16 protein-coding genes are annotated in these 16,055 nt (G+C 72.9%); 6 read left to right on the top strand and 10 right to left on the bottom strand.

Going from position 1 to position 16,055, the window contains the following annotated elements; translation table 11 throughout:
- Nucleotides 1–203 precede the first annotated feature (203 nt).
- A complete protein-coding gene (locus SXIN_RS21980; RefSeq protein ID WP_019709123.1) occupies nt 204–1,241 on the bottom strand; it encodes a LacI family DNA-binding transcriptional regulator in 1,038 nt (345 codons plus the stop codon).
- A 126-nt stretch (nt 1,242–1,367) separates the two neighbouring features.
- On the opposite strand from SXIN_RS21980, the gene SXIN_RS21985 reads away from it, so the two are divergent.
- A complete protein-coding gene (locus SXIN_RS21985; protein WP_050930824.1) occupies nt 1,368–2,495 on the top strand; it encodes an endo-1,4-beta-xylanase in 1,128 nt (375 codons plus the stop codon).
- A 136-nt stretch (nt 2,496–2,631) separates the two neighbouring features.
- Here the strand turns inward: SXIN_RS21985 and nirD are convergent, their stop codons facing one another.
- From nirD to SXIN_RS22015, 6 genes are all read right to left on the bottom strand, one after another.
- Entirely contained in the window at nt 2,632–3,045 is a 414-nt protein-coding gene (gene nirD, locus SXIN_RS21990) for a nitrite reductase small subunit NirD (RefSeq protein ID WP_019709124.1), read from the bottom strand.
- On the bottom strand, nt 3,042–5,591 hold the full coding sequence (gene nirB / locus SXIN_RS21995; RefSeq protein WP_238154002.1) for a nitrite reductase large subunit NirB: 2,550 nt from the start codon (nt 5,589–5,591) through the stop codon (nt 3,042–3,044). The genes nirD and nirB overlap by 4 nt, the downstream gene beginning before the upstream one ends.
- A 160-nt stretch (nt 5,592–5,751) precedes the next feature.
- Complete coding sequence (locus SXIN_RS22000; RefSeq protein ID WP_095757413.1) at nt 5,752–7,326, bottom strand: NAD(P)/FAD-dependent oxidoreductase; 1,575 nt, start codon at nt 7,324–7,326, stop codon at nt 5,752–5,754.
- Nucleotides 7,327–7,448: 122 nt separating this feature from the next.
- Nucleotides 7,449–8,288 (bottom strand): oxidoreductase, encoded by an 840-nt coding sequence (locus SXIN_RS22005; protein WP_019709126.1) that lies wholly within the window; start codon nt 8,286–8,288, stop codon nt 7,449–7,451.
- Nucleotides 8,285–8,866, bottom strand: coding sequence for a TetR/AcrR family transcriptional regulator (locus SXIN_RS22010; protein ID WP_019709127.1), 582 nt, complete (start codon nt 8,864–8,866; stop codon nt 8,285–8,287). The genes SXIN_RS22005 and SXIN_RS22010 overlap by 4 nt, the downstream gene beginning before the upstream one ends.
- 226 nt (nt 8,867–9,092) lie before the next feature.
- Nucleotides 9,093–9,707 carry a Uma2 family endonuclease gene (locus SXIN_RS22015; RefSeq protein ID WP_039821334.1) on the bottom strand — a complete coding sequence of 205 codons (615 nt, stop codon included), beginning with the start codon at nt 9,705–9,707 and terminating at the stop codon, nt 9,093–9,095.
- A gap of 207 nt (nt 9,708–9,914) precedes the next feature.
- Here SXIN_RS22015 and SXIN_RS22020 point away from each other — a divergent pair, with 207 nt between their 5' ends.
- Nucleotides 9,915–10,700, top strand: coding sequence for a sulfite exporter TauE/SafE family protein (locus SXIN_RS22020; RefSeq protein WP_019709129.1), 786 nt, complete (start codon nt 9,915–9,917; stop codon nt 10,698–10,700).
- A gap of 6 nt (nt 10,701–10,706) precedes the next feature.
- On the opposite strand, the gene SXIN_RS22025 is transcribed toward SXIN_RS22020, so the two are convergent.
- Nucleotides 10,707–11,207, bottom strand: a complete 501-nt coding sequence (locus SXIN_RS22025; RefSeq protein ID WP_019709130.1) for an ATP-binding protein — start codon at nt 11,205–11,207, stop codon at nt 10,707–10,709.
- 220 nt (nt 11,208–11,427) lie between these two features.
- Between SXIN_RS22025 and SXIN_RS22030 the strand changes: the two genes are divergently transcribed.
- Both SXIN_RS22030 and SXIN_RS22035 read left to right on the top strand, forming a co-directional pair.
- The gene (locus SXIN_RS22030) at nt 11,428–12,309 is read left to right on the top strand and encodes a helix-turn-helix domain-containing protein (RefSeq protein ID WP_019709131.1); all 882 of its coding nucleotides are present in this window, start codon (nt 11,428–11,430) and stop codon (nt 12,307–12,309) included.
- A 3-nt stretch (nt 12,310–12,312) separates the two neighbouring features.
- Entirely contained in the window at nt 12,313–12,510 is a 198-nt protein-coding gene (locus SXIN_RS22035) for a DUF397 domain-containing protein (protein ID WP_019709132.1), read from the top strand.
- A 65-nt stretch (nt 12,511–12,575) separates the two neighbouring features.
- Here SXIN_RS22035 and SXIN_RS22040 read toward each other — a convergent pair whose 3' ends face one another.
- A complete protein-coding gene (locus SXIN_RS22040; RefSeq protein WP_019709133.1) occupies nt 12,576–12,785 on the bottom strand; it encodes a 4-oxalocrotonate tautomerase family protein in 210 nt (69 codons plus the stop codon).
- A 143-nt stretch (nt 12,786–12,928) separates the two neighbouring features.
- Entirely contained in the window at nt 12,929–13,684 is a 756-nt protein-coding gene (locus tag SXIN_RS22045; protein WP_039821336.1) for an SDR family oxidoreductase, read from the bottom strand.
- Between the two features lie 78 nt (nt 13,685–13,762).
- On the opposite strand from SXIN_RS22045, the gene SXIN_RS22050 reads away from it, so the two are divergent.
- Both SXIN_RS22050 and SXIN_RS22055 read left to right on the top strand, forming a co-directional pair.
- Complete coding sequence (locus tag SXIN_RS22050; RefSeq protein ID WP_192883618.1) at nt 13,763–14,632, top strand: helix-turn-helix transcriptional regulator; 870 nt, start codon at nt 13,763–13,765, stop codon at nt 14,630–14,632.
- Nucleotides 14,633–14,726: 94 nt separating this feature from the next.
- A complete protein-coding gene (locus SXIN_RS22055; protein WP_238153832.1) occupies nt 14,727–16,049 on the top strand; it encodes a VanZ family protein in 1,323 nt (440 codons plus the stop codon).
- The last annotated feature ends 6 nt before the right edge of the window (nt 16,050–16,055 follow it).

Consider the following 16,055-nt stretch of genomic DNA (forward strand, 5'->3'; position numbering starts at 1 on the left):
GGGGAGGCCGGGGGCGTCATGGGGGCCCGAGCGGGTCCGGAGGGACGTCTGGGGGCGCCTGAGGGCACCCTGGGGGCCCGGGAGGGCCGGACGCGGGCCCGGGGCCCTGCGCCCCGTGAGCCGCGGACCCCGGAGGGCACCGGCGGCGGGGCGGTTGGACCGGCGGGGCAGGCGACGGGGCGGGGTGGCGGGGCCGGCGCCGCTCAGGACTCCCGGGCGGGCGCCGCCGAGCTGTGTCGGACGATCAGCTCGGTCGCCAGCTCGACCCGCGGGGAGTCCAGCTCCTCGCCCCGGGCCTGGCGCAGCACCGTACGCGCCGCGACCTTCCCCATCTCGGCCAGCGGCTGCCGCACGGTGGTCAGCGGCGGCGAGGACCACCGCATCTCGGGCAGGTCGTCGAAGCCGACGACGCTCACGTCGTCCGGCACCCGCAGCCCCCGGCGGCGCAGCGCCTCGATCGCGCCCAGGGCCATCTGGTCGCTGGAGGCGAAGATCGCGGTGGGTGGTTCGGGCAGGTCCAGCAGCTTCTGTGCCCCGGTGAAACCGGACTCGTGGTAGAAGTCGCCGCCCACCATGAGTTCGTCCACCGCCGGGATGCCCGCCGCCTCCAGCGCGGTGCGGTAGCCGTCCATCCGGGCCCGGCTGCACAGCAGCCGCATGGGGCCGCCGATGAAGCCGATCCGGCGGTGCCCGAGCTCCAGCAGGTGTTCGGTGGCGGCCATGCCGCCCGCCCAGTTGGTGGCGCCGACGGTCGGGGCGTCCAGGGCGGGGGAGCCGGCCGGGTCCACCACCACGATCGGGACGTCCAGCCGCCGCAGCTCCTTCTGGAGCAGCGGTTCCAGGGCGGAGGTCACCAGGATGACGCCGTCGGAGGCGCGGTCCCGCAGATTCTCCAGCCACTGCCGGGTGGCACCGGCCCGCCCGTGGGTGGCGGAGACGACCGTGCCCATGCCGGCCGCGTGCGCCACCTCCTCCACGCCCCGGATGATTTCCACGGCCCAGGGGCTGTCGAGATCGCTGAAGACCAGGTCGATCAGGCCCGCCCCCTCGCGGCCGGCGGTGCCCCGCCGCTGGTAGCCGTGGCGGCGGAGCAGGTCCTCCACCTTGGCGCGGGTCTCCGGCGCCACGTCGGACCGGCCGTTGACCACGCGCGAGACCGTCGGGACGGAAACCCCCGCTTCCTGTGCGATCGCCGTGATCGTGACCTTGGGTCGCGACTGCCCGGCTTCGTCGACCGCCATGGAACCTCCTTGCACCACACCCGTTGACGGGTGTCCCAACCAGCTCTAGCGTTCCCGGCGCAGCCTCCGAAAACTTGCAGCATTCTTCCGGAAAACTGGAAGCGCGTGAAGCTGAGAGGGAACCTCATGAATCTACTGCGCGTCCGGAGGGCCGCGGTGGCGGCTCTCGCCGCGACCGCCCTGCTCGGTGGTCTCGGCGCTGTCTCGGCCTCGCCCGCGACCGCCGCGGAGACCTCCGGGGGAGCCCACGACGAGGCCCACCGCAAGGCCCACGGCAGGACGCTGAGCGATGCCGCCGCGTCGACGGGCCGCTTCGCCGGCACGGCCGTCGCGGCCGACCGGCTGGACGATCCCACCTACGCGCGTATCGCCGCCACGCAGTTCAGCAGTATCACTCCCGAGAACGCGATGAAATGGGAGTCGGTCGAGCCGGAGCGCGGCGAGTTCAACTGGACCGACGCCGATCGTATCGCAGACTTCGCGGATGCGAACGAGCAGGATCTGTATGGACATGTCCTGGTGTGGCACAGCCAGCTCCCCGCCTGGCTGAACGAGGGCGACTTCAGCCCGTCCGATATCCGTACCATCATGACAGACCACATCGCCACCGTGGCAGGCCGCTACAAGGGCCGGGTGGACCGGTGGGACGTGGTCAACGAGGCGTTCAACGAGGACGGCACCTTCCGGGAGACCATCTTCCACAACGCCATGGGCGAGGACTACATCGCCGAGGCCTTCCGCGCCGCCCACCGCGCGGACCCGGACGCCAAGCTGTTCATCAACGACTACAACACCGACGGTCTCGGCCCCAAGAGCGACGCGACGTACCGGCTGGTCAAGAAGCTCCTGGCCGAGGGCGTGCCGATCCACGGCGTGGGAGTCCAGGGCCATCTGGTGCTCGGACAGCAGCCGGAGGACATGAAGGCCAACCTCCAGCGCTTCGCCGACCTCGGCCTGGACGTCGTCGTCACCGAGCTCGACATCCGCATGGAACTGCCGGTCACCCAGAAGAAGCTGCTCCGGCAGGCCGTCGAGTACAAGGCCGTCACCGACGCCTGCACGGCCGTCGCCCGCTGCGAGGGCATCACCGTCTGGGGCTTCTCGGACGCCGACTCCTGGGTGCCGGGCTGGTTCGAGGGCGAGGGCGCGGCCTGCCCGTACGACGAGGAGTACAAGCCGAAGCCGGCCTACTACGCCATGAAGCTCGCCTACACCGTGGCCGGATGGAAGCACCACCTGCCCGGACGGCGCTGAGCCGCGGCCGGCCGCCCGCCCCGCCGCATGGTTCCGGCGCGCCCCGGCCCGTGAAGGGCCGGTGGCGCGCCGGACGCGTGTGCGGACGACGGCACGGACGGCGGCGGGTGCTGCGGCGGTGCCGGCCGTGGCGGTCTCAGCCCCTGCGCGCGGTGTACGCGGGGACGGCCACCGAGGTGTCGTCCAGGCACTGGCCGGTGGCCAGGTCGAAGCGCTGCTTGAGCAGCGGCGAGGCGACGAACGGCCGGCCGTCCCGCCCCGTCCGGCCGATCAGCCCGCGGGACAGGACGTAGGCGCCGGTGAACGGGTCCTGGTTGCCGATCGCGTACACCGCGCCCGCCCGGTCCAGGAAGACGGCCGCCTGCCGCCCGTCCGGCAGCAGCACCGCCACTCCGCGGCCGGGGGTGAGGCCGGCGGTGTCGCAGACCGCGTGCCAGCGGTTGCCGACCAGCAGTTCGACACGGGTCGCGGTGGCGGTGGCCGTACCGGCGGCGGAGGCCGGGGCGGCCGGGGCGAGCCGGTCCAGGGTGGTCTCGGGTGCGAGCGTCATCGGGCGGAGCTCCCTTCGAGGGTGCGGACGGGGAGAACGGGGCCGGCCAGGATGCCGAGGTCCGGCTTGACCTGGTCGCGTTCGGGCACGAAGCGGACGGACGGGTCGGGGGTGCCCGGGGCGTTGACGAAGGAGACGAAGCGGCGCAGCCGCTCCGGGTCCTCCAGCGTCGCGCCCCACTCGTCGCGGTAGCCGGCGACGTGGTCGGCCATCAGCCGCTCCAGTTCGCCGCAGATGCCGAGCGAGTCGTGCACCACCACGTCCCGGACGTGGTCCAGGCCCCCTTCGATCCGCTCCAGCCAGACGGAGGTGCGCTCCAGCCGGTCGGCGGTGCGGATGTAGAACATCAGGAACCGGTCGATGAGGCGGACCAGTTCGGCGTCGGACAGGTCCTGGGCGAGCAGGTCGGCGTGGCGCGGGTCGGCGCCGCCGTTGCCGCCGACGTACAGGTTCCAGCCGTTCGAGGTGGCGATGACCCCGAAGTCCTTGCCGCGCGCCTCCGCGCACTCCCGGGCGCAGCCGGAGACGGCGGACTTCAGCTTGTGCGGCGAGCGCAGGCCCCGGTAGCGCAGCTCCAGTTCGATGGCCATCCGCACCGAGTCCTGCACGCCGTAGCGGCACCAGGTCTGCCCGACGCAGGACTTCACGGTGCGCAGCGCCTTGCCGTACGCGTGTCCGGACTCGAAGCCCGCGTCGACCAGCCGGGCCCAGATCTGCGGGAGCTGGTCCACGCTGGCGCCGAACAGGTCGATCCGCTGCCCGCCGGTGATCTTCGTGTAGAGCCCGAAGTCGCGGGCCACCTCACCGATCACGATCAGCTTCTCCGGGGTGATCTCACCGCCGGGGATGCGCGGGACGACCGAGTAGGAGCCGTTGCGCTGGATGTTGGCGAGGAAGTGGTCGTTGGTGTCCTGGAGGGCGGCCTGCTCGCCGTCCAGGACGTAGCCGTCGGCGCCGATGGAGGGGGCGAGGGAGGCGATGATCGAGGCCACGGTCGGCTTGCAGATCTCGCAGCCGTCGCCGCCGCGCGCCTCCTCGCGGCCGTGCTCGTCGAGCACCTGTGCGTACGAGGTCAGCTGCCGCACCCGGACGATCTCGTACAGCTCGGCGCGGGTGTGCGCGAAGCACCCGCAGAGGCCCTTGTCGACGCTGACGCCCTGGGCCTCCAGCTCGTCGTTGACGAGCGTGGTGAGCACCTTGACGCAGCTGCCGCAGCCGGTGCCGGCCTTGGTGCACTTCTTGACCTCGGGCACCGTGCCGCAGCTGTGTTCGGTGACGGCTCCGCGGATGCTGCCCTTGGTGACGTTGTGGCAGCTGCAGATGACGGCCTCGTCGGGGAGCGAGGACGGCCCCAGCGCGACCGGCGCCCCGGCCCCCGCGGGCAGCACGAGCTGCTCGGGCGGCACCGGCGGCACGGACCCGGTGAGCGGGCGCAGCATGCCGTAGGCGTCGGCGTCGCCGACCAGGACCCCGCCGAGCAGCGCGCCGTCGGAGCCGACGACCAGCTTCTTGTAGACGCCGGAGCGGGAGTCGGAGTAGACGACGTCGAGGCAGCCCTCGGCGGTGCCGTGCGCGTCGCCGAAGCTCGCCACGTCCACACCGAGCAGCTTCAGCTTGGTGGAGGTGTCGGCGCCGGTGAAGGCGGCCTCCGCGCCGGCGATGGCGGCGGCGGCGGTCTCGGCCATCTCGTAGCCGGGGGCGACCAGGCCGTAGACCTTGCCGTCGGCGGCGAGCGCGCACTCGCCGATGGCGTAGACGGCCGGGTCGGAGGTGCGGCAGCTCTCGTCGACGGTGATGCCGCCGCGCTCGCCGACCGCCAGGCCGCAGTCCCGGGCGAGCTGGTCGCGGGGGCGGATGCCGGCGGAGAACACGACGAGCTCGGCGGCGAGCGCGGAGCCGTCGGAGAGGGCCATGCCGGTGACGGAGCCGTCGTCGCCGGTGGTGATCTCCTGGGTGCCGACGCCGGTGTGCACCTCGACGCCCATGTCCTCGATGGTGCGGCGGAGCGCGGCGCCGCCGCCCTCGTCCACCTGCACGGGCATCAGCCGGGGCGCGAACTCCACGACGTGCGTCTCCAGGCCGAGGCCCTTGAGCGCGCCGGCGGCCTCCAGGCCGAGCAGGCCGCCGCCGACGACCGCGCCGGTGCGGGAGTTCTTCGCGTACTCCTCGATGGCGAGCAGGTCCTCGATGGTGCGGTAGACGAAGCAGCCCTCGGCGTCCTTGCCGGGCACCGGCGGGACGAAGGGGTACGAGCCGGTGGCGAGCACCAGGGTGTCGTACCGGAGCGTGCGCCCGGCGCGCGAGGTGACGGTGCGCGCCTCCCGGTCGACGGCCACGGCCGGGTCGCCGAGGTGGAACTCGATGCCGTGCCGTTCCATGAACTCCGGCTCGCCGAGCGCCAGGTCCTCCGGGGCGCGGCCCGAGAAGTACGAGGTGAGCTGGACCCGGTCGTAGGCGGCGCGGGGTTCCTCGCAGAACACGGCGATGTGCGCGCGCTCCGTCAGCCCGCGCTCGGCGAGGGCCTCCAGGAAGCGCTGGCCGACCATGCCGTGGCCGACGAGGACGATGGTGGGACGGCCGGTGGCGCCGGTGCCGTCGGCGGCGGTGGTGGCCGTGGCGATGCCCGGGGCGGTGCCCGTGGTCGCGGCGGACGTCCCGTTCACGCCGGTCACGCCGTTGAGGCGGGTCGTCTGGTCGGGTGCCATCTCAGCAGCCTCCGTCATGGGTCAGCAGATGGAGCAGGGGAGCGGAGGGCAGCGGCTCGTCGCCCTCCCAGGTGCGGGCGAGCGCGCCGACAGTGCCGAGATCGCCGAGAAGGATTCCGCCGACAAGCCGGTCGCCGCGGACGACGACCTTGCGGTACGCGCCGCGCGTGGCGTCGGAGAGATGGATGACGTCGTCCCCGGGGGCGGGGGTGGTCTCGCCGAAGGCGGCGAGGTCGAGCGGGCCGGCGGCGGCGCCGGCTCCGGAGCCGTCCGCTCCGGGTGTGGCGGTGGTGTCCGTTCCCGGCGCGGCGGCGGGGGCGGCGAGCACGGCGGCCGCGGCGTCCCCGGCGGCAGCGGTGGCGGCCCCGGCGGAGACGGGCCGCGGCTCCGGGCGCCGCGGATCCGGGCGAAGGGCGGACAGGTCACCGTCGTCCGCCGGGACCGGGAGCGGGACCGTCCGGCCGGTGGCGGCGGCGCCGTTGCCGCCACCACCGGCCGGCGGCGGGCCGGACCAGGCCGGCAGGCTGAGCCGGGTCAGGGCCCGGGTGCCGCGGTAGCGCGGGGCAGGACCGCCCGCGGCTCCGGCCAGCACCCCGGCCAGGACGTCGGCCTGCTCCTGCGCGGCCCCGGCCAGTCCGTAGACGGTGCCGTCGTGCTCGGCGCAGTCGCCGATGGCGTGGACGCGGGGGTCGTCGGTGCGCAGTTCGTCGTCGACGACGATGCCGCGTGCGACCTTCAGCCCGGCCGCCAGGGCGAGGCCCGTGCGGGGCCGCACCCCGCAGGCGAGGACGACGATCTCGGCGTCGAGCCGGAAACCGTCGGCGAGCTCCACGGCGGTCACCTCGCGGGCGGACGAGCCGCCGTCCCGGGTGACGCTCCGGGTGCGCAGCCCGCGGACCCGGCACTCGGTGTGCACCTCCACGCCCAGCGCCTCCAGGTGGCCGCGGAGCATGCCCGAGGCGTCGGCGTCGAGCTGGCGTTCCATGAGGTGCTCGCCCTGCTGCGCCAGCACCACCTGCGCGCCGCACCGGGCGAGGGCCCGGGCGGCGGAGACGCCGAGCAGCCCGCCGCCGATCACCACGGCGCGCACGCCGGGGCGCACGGCCTCGGCGAGCGCCCGGCAGTCGTCAAGGGTGCGGAAGGGGTGCACCCCGGACGGCAGGTCGCGGCCGTCGTGCTCGAACAGGCCGCGCAGGGGCGGCAGTACGGGGTTGGAGCCGGTGGCCAGCACCAGTGAGTCGTACGGCACGCTCTGCCCGTCGTCGCACAGCACCAGCCGCGCGTCGCGGTCGATCCGCACGGCGCGCACGCCGGTCAGATGCCGCACGGAGGCGCCGGGGGCGGGCAGGGCGATCACCTCGGGCCCGTACCGTCCCGCGAGGACGTCCGCGAGCAGGACCCGGTTGTACGGACCGTGCGGTTCCTCGCCGATGACGGTGACGTCGGTGCCGCCGGCGGGGGCACCGACGCCGAGGGCGGTCAGCTGCTGCACGAGCCGGGCACCGGCCATGCCACCGCCGATCACCACGACGCGACGGCGGCCCGGGTCCCGGTCCGGCTCCTTGTTCGAGGTCATACGGAGAGCGTGCGGGGTGGCTGTTTCCCGACCGCATCCCCGCTGTTTCCCCCGGGCAACGCTGCCCTCAGCGGGCCCCGCCCCTCACTGTGAGCCGGACCCGCTCCCGTGGGGCCCCGCGGTCAGACCGCCGCCCTGAACTGCCGGCGCAGGAAGGCGTCGAAGACACCGGCACCGAACAGCCGGCGGATCTGCACCAGCAGCCGGGCGGCGGGCGTGATGACATAACGGGTCCGCGGGCGCGCTCCGGTGGCGGCGCGCTCGATGACCTCGGCGACCGCCTCGGGCGGGGCGGACAGCGTCCGCGACTGGAAGGACCGGGCCATCTGCTGGTCCATCGCGTCGTTCAGCCGGGTGTACGGGCCGGCCGCAGCGGCCGAGCCGGCCAGAGTACGGGCCGCGGTGCCGCCGAACGCGGTACGGATCAGGCCCGGCTCGACCAGGCTCACCTTGATCCCGAACGGCGCGGCCTCGAAGCGCAGCGCGTCGGTGAGGGCTTCGACCGCGTACTTGCTGGCGTGGTAGTAGCCCGCGACGGGGAAGACGAGCCGGCCGCCCATGGAACCGACGTTGATGATGCGGCCGTGCCCGGCGGCGCGCATGCCGGGCAGCGCCAGCTGGGTCAGCCGTGCCAGACCGAAGACGTTGGTCTCGAACTGCCGGCGCACCTCGGCCAGATCGGTCTCCTCGACGGTCCCGTACGCGCCGTATCCGGCGTTGTTGACCAGGACGCCGACCGAGCCGTGCTCGGCCTCGACGGTCTTGACGGCGGCGGCCATGGACTCCTCGTCGGTGACGTCCAGGGCCAGGGTGCGGGCCCCGGCCCCGGCGAGAGGGGCGAGCGTCTCGGGCCGGCGCGCGGTGGCGTAGACGGTCAGGTCCGGACGGGCGGCCAGGCGCAGGGCCGTGGCCCGGCCGATGCCCGAGGAGGTCCCGGTGATGAGTATCGCGGTCGTGGTCATGCGGACTCCTCGGAGTAGTGGTCCATGCCGGCGACGAACAGCGCGACGCCGTGGCGCAGGCGCCGGACGGGGGCCTGCGGGTCGGTCAGGTCGGCCTCCAGGCCGCGGGTGAAGGCCAGGAGCAGCTGGGCCACCTCGTCCGCCCCGGCCTTCGGCAGATCCGGGCGGGCGGCGGTGATGGCCGAGGTGAGCAACTCGCGCATGGCCGTCTCGTAGGCCTCCAGCAGATCCGCCGACTCACGGGAGTCGACCCCGAGCAGCTCGGCGGCGTGCGCCGGGCTGTCCCGCCACACCCCGGCGAGCAGCCGCAGCTTCACCTCCAGCACGCCGGTGAGCCGCTCGGCCAGGTCTCCCCGGGCCGTCGCCGCGGAACGGGCATCGCTCAGCGACGCGTCCAGCAGCCGGGTGGTCAGGCGGCGGAACGCGTCCTGCTTGTTGCGGACGTACTGGTAGACACCGGGCCGGGACAGGCCCGCCTCCCGGGCGATGTCGTCCATCGTGGTGCGCCGCACGCCGTGCCGGGTGAAACACGCATATGCGGCATCAAGGATCTGGTCGAGCCGCTCATCGTCCAACATGCTGACAATATTTGCATGGAGTGTCAGTCTGTTCAACCCTGTGGTGGGGGCCGGCCCCGCCGGGGGGGCGTGCTGTCGTAAGGGGTCACGCGGCAGCGCTCATGACGGCCCGGGGCGGTCACTCGGCGCCGGACACCACGGACACCACGGACACCACGGACACCACGGACACCCCCTTGGCCGCAGCCGTACAAGAACGGGGGCCGAGCCGGACCGGCGGCAAGGCTCAGGAGGCGCTGTCGCCGCCCTGGCCGGGAGCGTGGAACTCGCCGGTGTCGAGGTCGAAGTCGAACGGCTTCGGAACGTAGAGCTTCTCGCCGAAGGTGACCGTGGTCCGCGAGCGGTAGCCCTGCTCGGACGGGTCCCAGAAGACGGTGGCCGTCTCCGCCTGCATGTCGACCAGCAGGTACACCGGCACCTGCCTGCCGTACACGGCGACTTTCTCCGCCCAGTCGTCGTCCTTGGTGGAGACGGAGGTCAGCTCGGCGACGAGCGAGAGCGCTTCGCCGGGGATACGGGGGCTCCGGTGCTCGAAAGCGGCTTCGTCCGCGACGAAGAGGTCCGGTCCGTAGGCGCGCGCGGACCGGGGGAAGACGAAGAGGAAGGGGGCGCTGTCGGCGTCGTGGCCTTCGGGCGCGTGCGGCTGCAGCTGGCGGCGCAGTGATTTCATGGGACGCCAGTAGTAGGCCCGCGACCACGGCGACACGACGATCTTCCCCCTGATGATCTCGGCCTTGTAGCCGTCCGGCAGGTGCAGCTCTTCCACGGCCCGGCAGAGTTCCTCGAAATCCACGGGGACGGGATCGCTTATGGTCACCGGCCGCTCAAGCATTGACGTCATGGCCGTCCTCCCACTGGCTGAGGGGCTGGCGGGCGCCCCCGTTCACAGTAGCCCGAGCCGCCGTCCGGGGCCCGCCCGCTCACTCGTACGTGCCCGCTCGGACTGCCGTCCCCGGCCGGTTCCGGGCTTCCGTGCGGACGCACGTACGATTCCCCAGGCTGTGCGGTCGCCGGCGAAGCGCTTCCGCCGTGAACGGGAACTGCGGGGATGGACGACATATCACTGGCGGCCGTGGCCCTGCTGTGCCTGGCGGCCCTCTCCGCGGGCTGGATCGACGCCGTCGTCGGCGGTGGCGGACTGCTCCAGCTCCCGGCGCTGCTCGTGGGTTTCCCGCACCTTCCGCCCGCCTATCTCCTCGGCACCAACAAAGCCGTGTCCATCGTCGGCACCACCGCCGCGGCCGTGACGTACACGCGCAAGGCGCCGGTCGACGTCCGGACGGCTGTGCGGATCGGACTGGCGGCGCTCGGCGGCTCCCTGCTCGGGGCGTTCTTCGCCGCCGGCGTCGAGAGCGCGGTGCTCCGCCCGCTGATCATCGTCATCCTGCTGGGCGTGCTGGCCTTCGTCCTGCTCCGCCCGTCCTTCGGCACCACGGTCCCGGTGATGACCGGCCCGGTGACCCGGCGCCGCGTCCTGACGGCGATCCTGGTCGCGGGCCTGGGCATCGGCTTCTACGACGGCCTGGTCGGCCCGGGCACCGGGACCTTCCTGGTCATCGCGCTCGTGGCGATCCTCCACATGGATCTGGTGACGGCCTCCGCCACCACCAAGATCGTCAACGTGTGCACCAACTTCGGCGCCCTGGTGGTGTTCACCGCGCAGGGCACGGTGCTGTGGAAACTGGCCGCCCTGATGGCCCTCTTCAATCTCGCGGGCGGCACCCTCGGCGCCCGTACGGCCCTCAAGCGGGGCAGCGGCTTCGTCCGCGTGGTGCTGGTGGTCGTGGTCCTCGCCCTGGTCACCAAGCTGGCGTACGACCAGTGGACCGGCTGAGAGGCTTCAGCCGGCGGACCCGCCGCCGCGTTCCTCCGGAACGAGACCGATGCGCCGCACTGCCGCCGGTGCGGCGGGACCGGCGGGACCGGCGGGCAGATCCAGCTCGCACCAGACCGTCTTGCCGACCGTCCGGTGCGTGACGCCCCACCGGGCGGCCAGCGTCCGGACGATGAGCAGACCCCGCCCGGACGTACCGGCGAGCGGCGCGGGACGCGGACGCGGCAGCGCCTCGCCGCGCGCGTCCGAGACCGCGATCCGCAGCGCACCGCGGGTGAGTGACAGCTCCACGCGGAAGAGGCGACCCGGAACGTGGCCGTGCACCAGGGCGTTGGTGGCCAGCTCGGAGAGGAGCAGCGCCGTGTCCCCCGCCAGCCCGGGGTGCCCCCACTCGGCGACGAGCCGCGCGGCCCGCCGCCGCGCGAGCCCTACACTGCGCGGGCTCAGCGTGTAGTCCAACGCGTCGGTGCGGAGGGCGGGTTCGGGGGAGAGGTGGGGTTCGGTCACGGTGGCGTACCTCCTGGTGCCGGCTGGCGGGCGTGACGGCTCCCGGGCGGTCGGCGAGGAGACGCGACCGCCCGATGTCACGGGGTGAGCAGTTCGGCACGGAACGTATCCACCCTCGCTAGCGCTATCAAGCTCTACCCGGAAGATTTCCACCGATCGAGTTTGCTCGTCACCGTCGCCGCCCAGCAGACTGAGCATCCTCACGCAGGAGGAGCGACAGGTGACAGAGAGTCCTGCCAAGCAGGGAAACAGCACGTCAAGCGTCCTGGGGCGCAGACTGGGCGGAGAGCTGACGGGACTGCGCACGGCGGCGGGCCTGACGCAGCCGCAAGCGGCGCAAGCCCTGACGGCGTCAACGGCGAAGGTCGCCAAACTGGAGCGCGGCTGGGTTCCCGTCCGTGACCCGGACATCCACGCGCTCTGCAAGCTCTACGGCGTCGAGGGGACCGACACCGAACGCTCACTCCTCGACCTGGCCCGCGTGGACCGCGAACGCCGCAAGGCGAAGGGCTGGTGGAACAACCATCCCGAACTGGGCGAGATGCAGGAGTACGTCGCCCTGGAGAACGCGGCGACCGTGATCAGAACGTGGCAGCTGTGCTTCGTCCCCGGCTTGCTGCAGACCCCCGCCTACGCCCGGGCGCTGGCCTCCGGCAATTCCTTGCACGGCCACAGCGACAACGGTGACCGGCTGGTGGCAACGCGGATGGCGCGTCAGCAGCGATTGGACGACGAGCCACCGCTGGAGCTGAAGGCGGTGATCCACGAAGCCGCGCTACGCCACCTGGTGGGCGGGACGCCGACCATGCGCGAGCAGTTGGACCACCTCGGGGAAGTGGCGCGCAAGCCGCACGTGAACGTCAACGTGATTCCCTTCTCGCACGGCGAACACGTGGGCATGGGCGGGTCATTCAACATCCTGTCCTTTGCGGTACCGGGCGCGATGGATGTGGTGTATGCAGAGACCGCTCTCGGGCAGTTCTGGACAGAGGGTGGCGAGGGCGCCGCAGCACATGAGGCACTTTTCGAACGGCTCGTCCGCAGTGCGCTCTCCGAGAGGGAATCCACCGCCTATATCCGGTCTCTCAGCAAGGAGTTGTGAGCCATGCCGCTCTACCGCTATCGCAAGTCGAGCCACAGCAGCGCTGACCGTGAGTGCGTCGAGGTGGCCACGAACATCCCCGGCAGCGTCGCCATACGCGACTCCAAGACCCCGGATGGCCCGATACTCCGCGTCGCGGCCCCGAGCTGGGCCGCGTTCACCAGCGGCGTCGTATCCGCCGGCCTCCGCTTCGGAGGTTGAGGGCAGGGCTGTGCGGGGCCCGGCGCCGTGGACCGTGGCAGCGGGCCCCGCACACGCAGTGGAGGTCAGGCGTCGCCGTTGAGCATGGCGGCGGTCAGGACGTCGCCGGCGACGCCCCAGCCGCCGTCGGCGACTTCGTCGACGAGGACGACGGTCGTGGGGCGGGCCCGCTCACCGTAGATCTCCGCGTACAGGTCGGTGGTGCGCTCGACGATCTTCTTCTTGTCCTCGGCGGTGATGGTGCCCGCGGGGACCTTGAAGTGGGCGAAGGGCATGGCTGATTCTCCTTGGGCTGGTTTCTTCCGTGGCGCGGGAGCGCGTGTCCGGGGTGCGCGCTGCTTCCCTCCGGCAATGGGGTCGCTTCCCGGCCGAGGCCGGCGTGGTGGTCAGAGGCCGGCGTGGGGCGTGAGCGGTGCCCTCACACCATGCCCCCGTTGGCCCGGAGGACCTGGCCGTTCACCCAGCGCCCTGCCGGGCCGGTGAGGAAGGCGACCACCTCGGCGATGTCCTCCGGGGTGCCCAGCCGCTCCAGGGGCGGGGCCTTGGCGAGCTGGTCGATCTGCTCGGGCGTCTTGCCGTCGAGGAACAGGTCGGTGGCCGTGGGGCCGGGGGCGACGGCGTTCACCGTGACGTCCCGCCCGCGCAGCTCGCGGGCGAGGATCAGCGTGAGCGCCTCGACGGCTCCCTTGCTCGCCGCATACGCGCCGTAAGCGGGGAACCGCGTGCCGACCACGGAGGTCGAGAACCCCACGAACGAGCCGCCCGCCCGCAGCCGCCGCGCGGCCTGCTGGGCGACGACGAAGGTGCCGCGGATGTTGGTGCGGTGCACGGCGTCGAGGACGGCCAGGTCGAGGTCGGCGACGGGCGACAGAGCGAGCCGCCCGGCGCAGTTCACGACGACGTCCACGCCGCCGAACTCCTGCTCCGCCCGGTCGAACAGCGCGGCGACCGCGTGCTCGTCCGCCACGTCCGCCCGCACGCCGATCGCCCGCCCGCCGGCAGCGGTGATCGCCGTCACCGTCTCCTCGGCGGCACCCGCGTCGCGGGCGTAGTTCACCACGACGGCCAGGCCGTCCCGGGCGAGCCGGTGGGCCACCGCCCGGCCGATGCCGCGCGATCCGCCGGTGACGACAGCGGCCCGTACGGCCGCCGGAGTGGGATGGTTCGTAGTCATGTCCTCCACGATGTGCGGGACCGGCGGGCGGAACCAGGGGATGTCATCCCCTGTGTCCGCGGCGCGGCGGCACGCAGAATGGGAGCCATGGGGTCTGTGAAACACACCGAGCTGGGAGTCTTCCTGCGGTCGCGGCGCGGACGCATCCGCCCGGCCGACGTGGGACTGCCCCACGGGCCCCGGCGCCGCGTGCCCGGGCTGCGCCGGGACGAGGTCGCCCAGCTCGCCGGGGCATCGGTGGAGTACTACACCGAACTCGAACGCGGAGCCGGTTCCCAGCCCTCCGAGCAGATGATCGCCGCGCTGGCGAGGGCGCTGCGCCTGACCGCCGACGAGCGCGACTACCTGTACCGCCTGGCCGACCGCCCGGTGCCCGGGCCCGGCTCGGCCGCCTCGCACGTCCATCCCGGCATGCTCGACCTGCTCACGCGTCTGACGTCGACACCCGCACAGGTCATCACCGACCTGCACGTCACCCTCGTACAGAACCCGCTTGCGGTGGCGCTGCTCGGGGACCACTCCGGCTTCCGGGGCCCCCGGGCCAGCTTCGTCCACCGGTGGTTCACCGACCCCGGCGCCCGGCGGCTGTACCCCGAGGCCGACCACGAGAGCCACTCCCGCGCCTTCGTCGCCGACCTGCGGGCAGCCGCCGCCCGGCGCGACGCCAAGGACACCAAAGCCGGATCGATGATCAGCTCGCTGCTCGGCACCTCCCCCGAGTTCGCCGCCCTGTGGGCCGAGCACGACGTGGCGTTCCGGCGCATGGACCGCAAACGCCTCAACCATCCGGCACTCGGCCTGATCGAGGTCAACTGCCTCAACCTGTTCAGCGAGGACGGCCGGCAGCGGCTGCTCTGGTTCACCCCCGCGGTCGGCACCGACAGCGCCGGCCTTCTCGACCTGCTCGCCGTCGTCGGCACCCAGGACATCAGCGAAGCGGCGCGCTGAAGCCTCCCCCGCAGGGCGGACGCACCCTCCGGGGCGTGCATTGCTGTGATGGTGTGCGTTGACGGCCGGCGCGGGCCCTAGTCTGTTACCCGGCATGCACACCGAGCCCTCCGGACCGGTCAGTTCGTTCGGGGCGCCGGCTGTTCGCCGTGCCGCCTGCTCCCCGCAGTCCGGGGCGGAGCCCGCCGCCCGTCAGCCGCAGAAAGCGCACGCCGTGTTCCGCACCTACCTGTTGCCCGTCGAGGCCGCGGTCACCTGGTTCCCGCTCGTCGCCGCGGTGATCCTGGTGCCGGCCGCCGTCCGCGGATACCGCAGGCGCGGCCGGGCAGGGGGCTGGCCGGTCCTCGTGTTCTACAGCTTCGTCTTCTACCTGCTCGCCGCGCTGCTGCAGACGGTGATGCCGCTGCCCGCCGACACGGACGATTACTGCACCACCGTCCACTACGCCGCCGAGCCGCAGCTGGAGCCCTTCGCCTTCCGTGCCGCCATCTCCTCGGCGGGCGGTGGCAGCTGGTCACCCGGCGTGCTGGCCGGTCTCGCCCCGGCATGGACCACCCTGCTCAACGCCGTGCTGCTCCTGCCGCTGGGCGTCTACCTGCGCTACCACCTGCGGCAGCGGCTGCTCCGTGCGACGTTCGTGGCCTTCACCACCTCACTGTTCTTCGAGACCACCCAGTACACCGGTCTGTGGTTCGTCTACGCCTGTCCCTACCGGCAGTTCAACGTGGACGACCTCATGCTCAACACCGCCGGCGCGTGCGTGGGATGGTTCGCAGCCGGTCCTCTCATCCGCGTCCTGCCCGTCAACGACCCGGAGCGCGAACGCCACCGCTACGCGGGGCGCATCACCCTCACCCGACGGTTCCTCGCCTTCCTCACCGACCTGGCCGGCTGGCTCATCGTCTGGACGCTGGCCACCGGTCTGCTCGCCCTCGCCACCTCCTGGCCGACCGGCCGGCACTACGCGCTGCCGGTCGGTGCCGCGCTCGGGCTGGTCTGGTTCTGGCTGCTGCCGGCCGTCTTCGCGACCACCCCCGGCAAACGGGCCGTACTCCTGCGCCTCACCCGGCCCGACGGCACCCGGGCAGGCCCGCTGCGGCTCACCCTGCGCGCCTGGATCGTCTACGGCCCCCTCGCCCTGGCCTGGACGGCCCTGGCCCACCACACGGCGTCGCTCGACTTCCCCGCCCTCGCCGGCCGCCTGCTTCCGCACCTCACCCTGCTCGTGGGCGTCCTCATCTGGGGCGGCCCGGTGGTGGCGGTCCTGCTGCGCCGGGACGAGGGAGCCTGGTACGAACGGTGGTCCTCCACCGTCAACACGGCCCTCCTCCACTCCCGTGAACCATCGGTCCCGGTTGCGCGAGAGGCCGCGGGGACGCACTCCTCCCGTCGTCGCGTGCCCGACGCCCACCGCTGACCGCAG

This window comes from Streptomyces xinghaiensis S187 (assembly GCF_000220705.2).
GTDB classification, from domain to species: Bacteria; Actinomycetota; Actinomycetes; order Streptomycetales; family Streptomycetaceae; genus Streptomyces; species Streptomyces xinghaiensis.

Bases quoted from the DNA above. Each gene is read 5' to 3' on its own strand.
- SXIN_RS22035 (WP_019709132.1), top strand. From the start codon at position 12,313: ATGCCGCTCTACCGCTATCGCAAGTCGAGCCACAGCAGCGCTGACCGT.
- SXIN_RS22050 (WP_192883618.1), top strand. From the start codon at position 13,763: ATGGGAGCCATGGGGTCTGTGAAACACACCGAGCTGGGAGTCTTCCTG.
- SXIN_RS22000 (WP_095757413.1), bottom strand. From the start codon at position 7,326: ATGACCTCGAACAAGGAGCCGGACCGGGACCCGGGCCGCCGTCGCGTC.
- SXIN_RS22040 (WP_019709133.1), bottom strand. From the start codon at position 12,785: ATGCCCTTCGCCCACTTCAAGGTCCCCGCGGGCACCATCACCGCCGAG.
- SXIN_RS21980 (WP_019709123.1), bottom strand. From the start codon at position 1,241: ATGGCGGTCGACGAAGCCGGGCAGTCGCGACCCAAGGTCACGATCACG.
- SXIN_RS22005 (WP_019709126.1), bottom strand. From the start codon at position 8,288: ATGACCACGACCGCGATACTCATCACCGGGACCTCCTCGGGCATCGGC.
- SXIN_RS22055 (WP_238153832.1), top strand. From the start codon at position 14,727: ATGCACACCGAGCCCTCCGGACCGGTCAGTTCGTTCGGGGCGCCGGCT.
- nirD (WP_019709124.1), bottom strand. From the start codon at position 3,045: ATGACGCTCGCACCCGAGACCACCCTGGACCGGCTCGCCCCGGCCGCC.
- SXIN_RS22015 (WP_039821334.1), bottom strand. From the start codon at position 9,707: ATGACGTCAATGCTTGAGCGGCCGGTGACCATAAGCGATCCCGTCCCC.
- SXIN_RS21985 (WP_050930824.1), top strand. From the start codon at position 1,368: ATGAATCTACTGCGCGTCCGGAGGGCCGCGGTGGCGGCTCTCGCCGCG.
- SXIN_RS22045 (WP_039821336.1), bottom strand. From the start codon at position 13,684: ATGACTACGAACCATCCCACTCCGGCGGCCGTACGGGCCGCTGTCGTC.
- nirB (WP_238154002.1), bottom strand. From the start codon at position 5,591: ATGGTCGGCCAGCGCTTCCTGGAGGCCCTCGCCGAGCGCGGGCTGACG.
- SXIN_RS22010 (WP_019709127.1), bottom strand. From the start codon at position 8,866: ATGTTGGACGATGAGCGGCTCGACCAGATCCTTGATGCCGCATATGCG.
- SXIN_RS22020 (WP_019709129.1), top strand. From the start codon at position 9,915: ATGGACGACATATCACTGGCGGCCGTGGCCCTGCTGTGCCTGGCGGCC.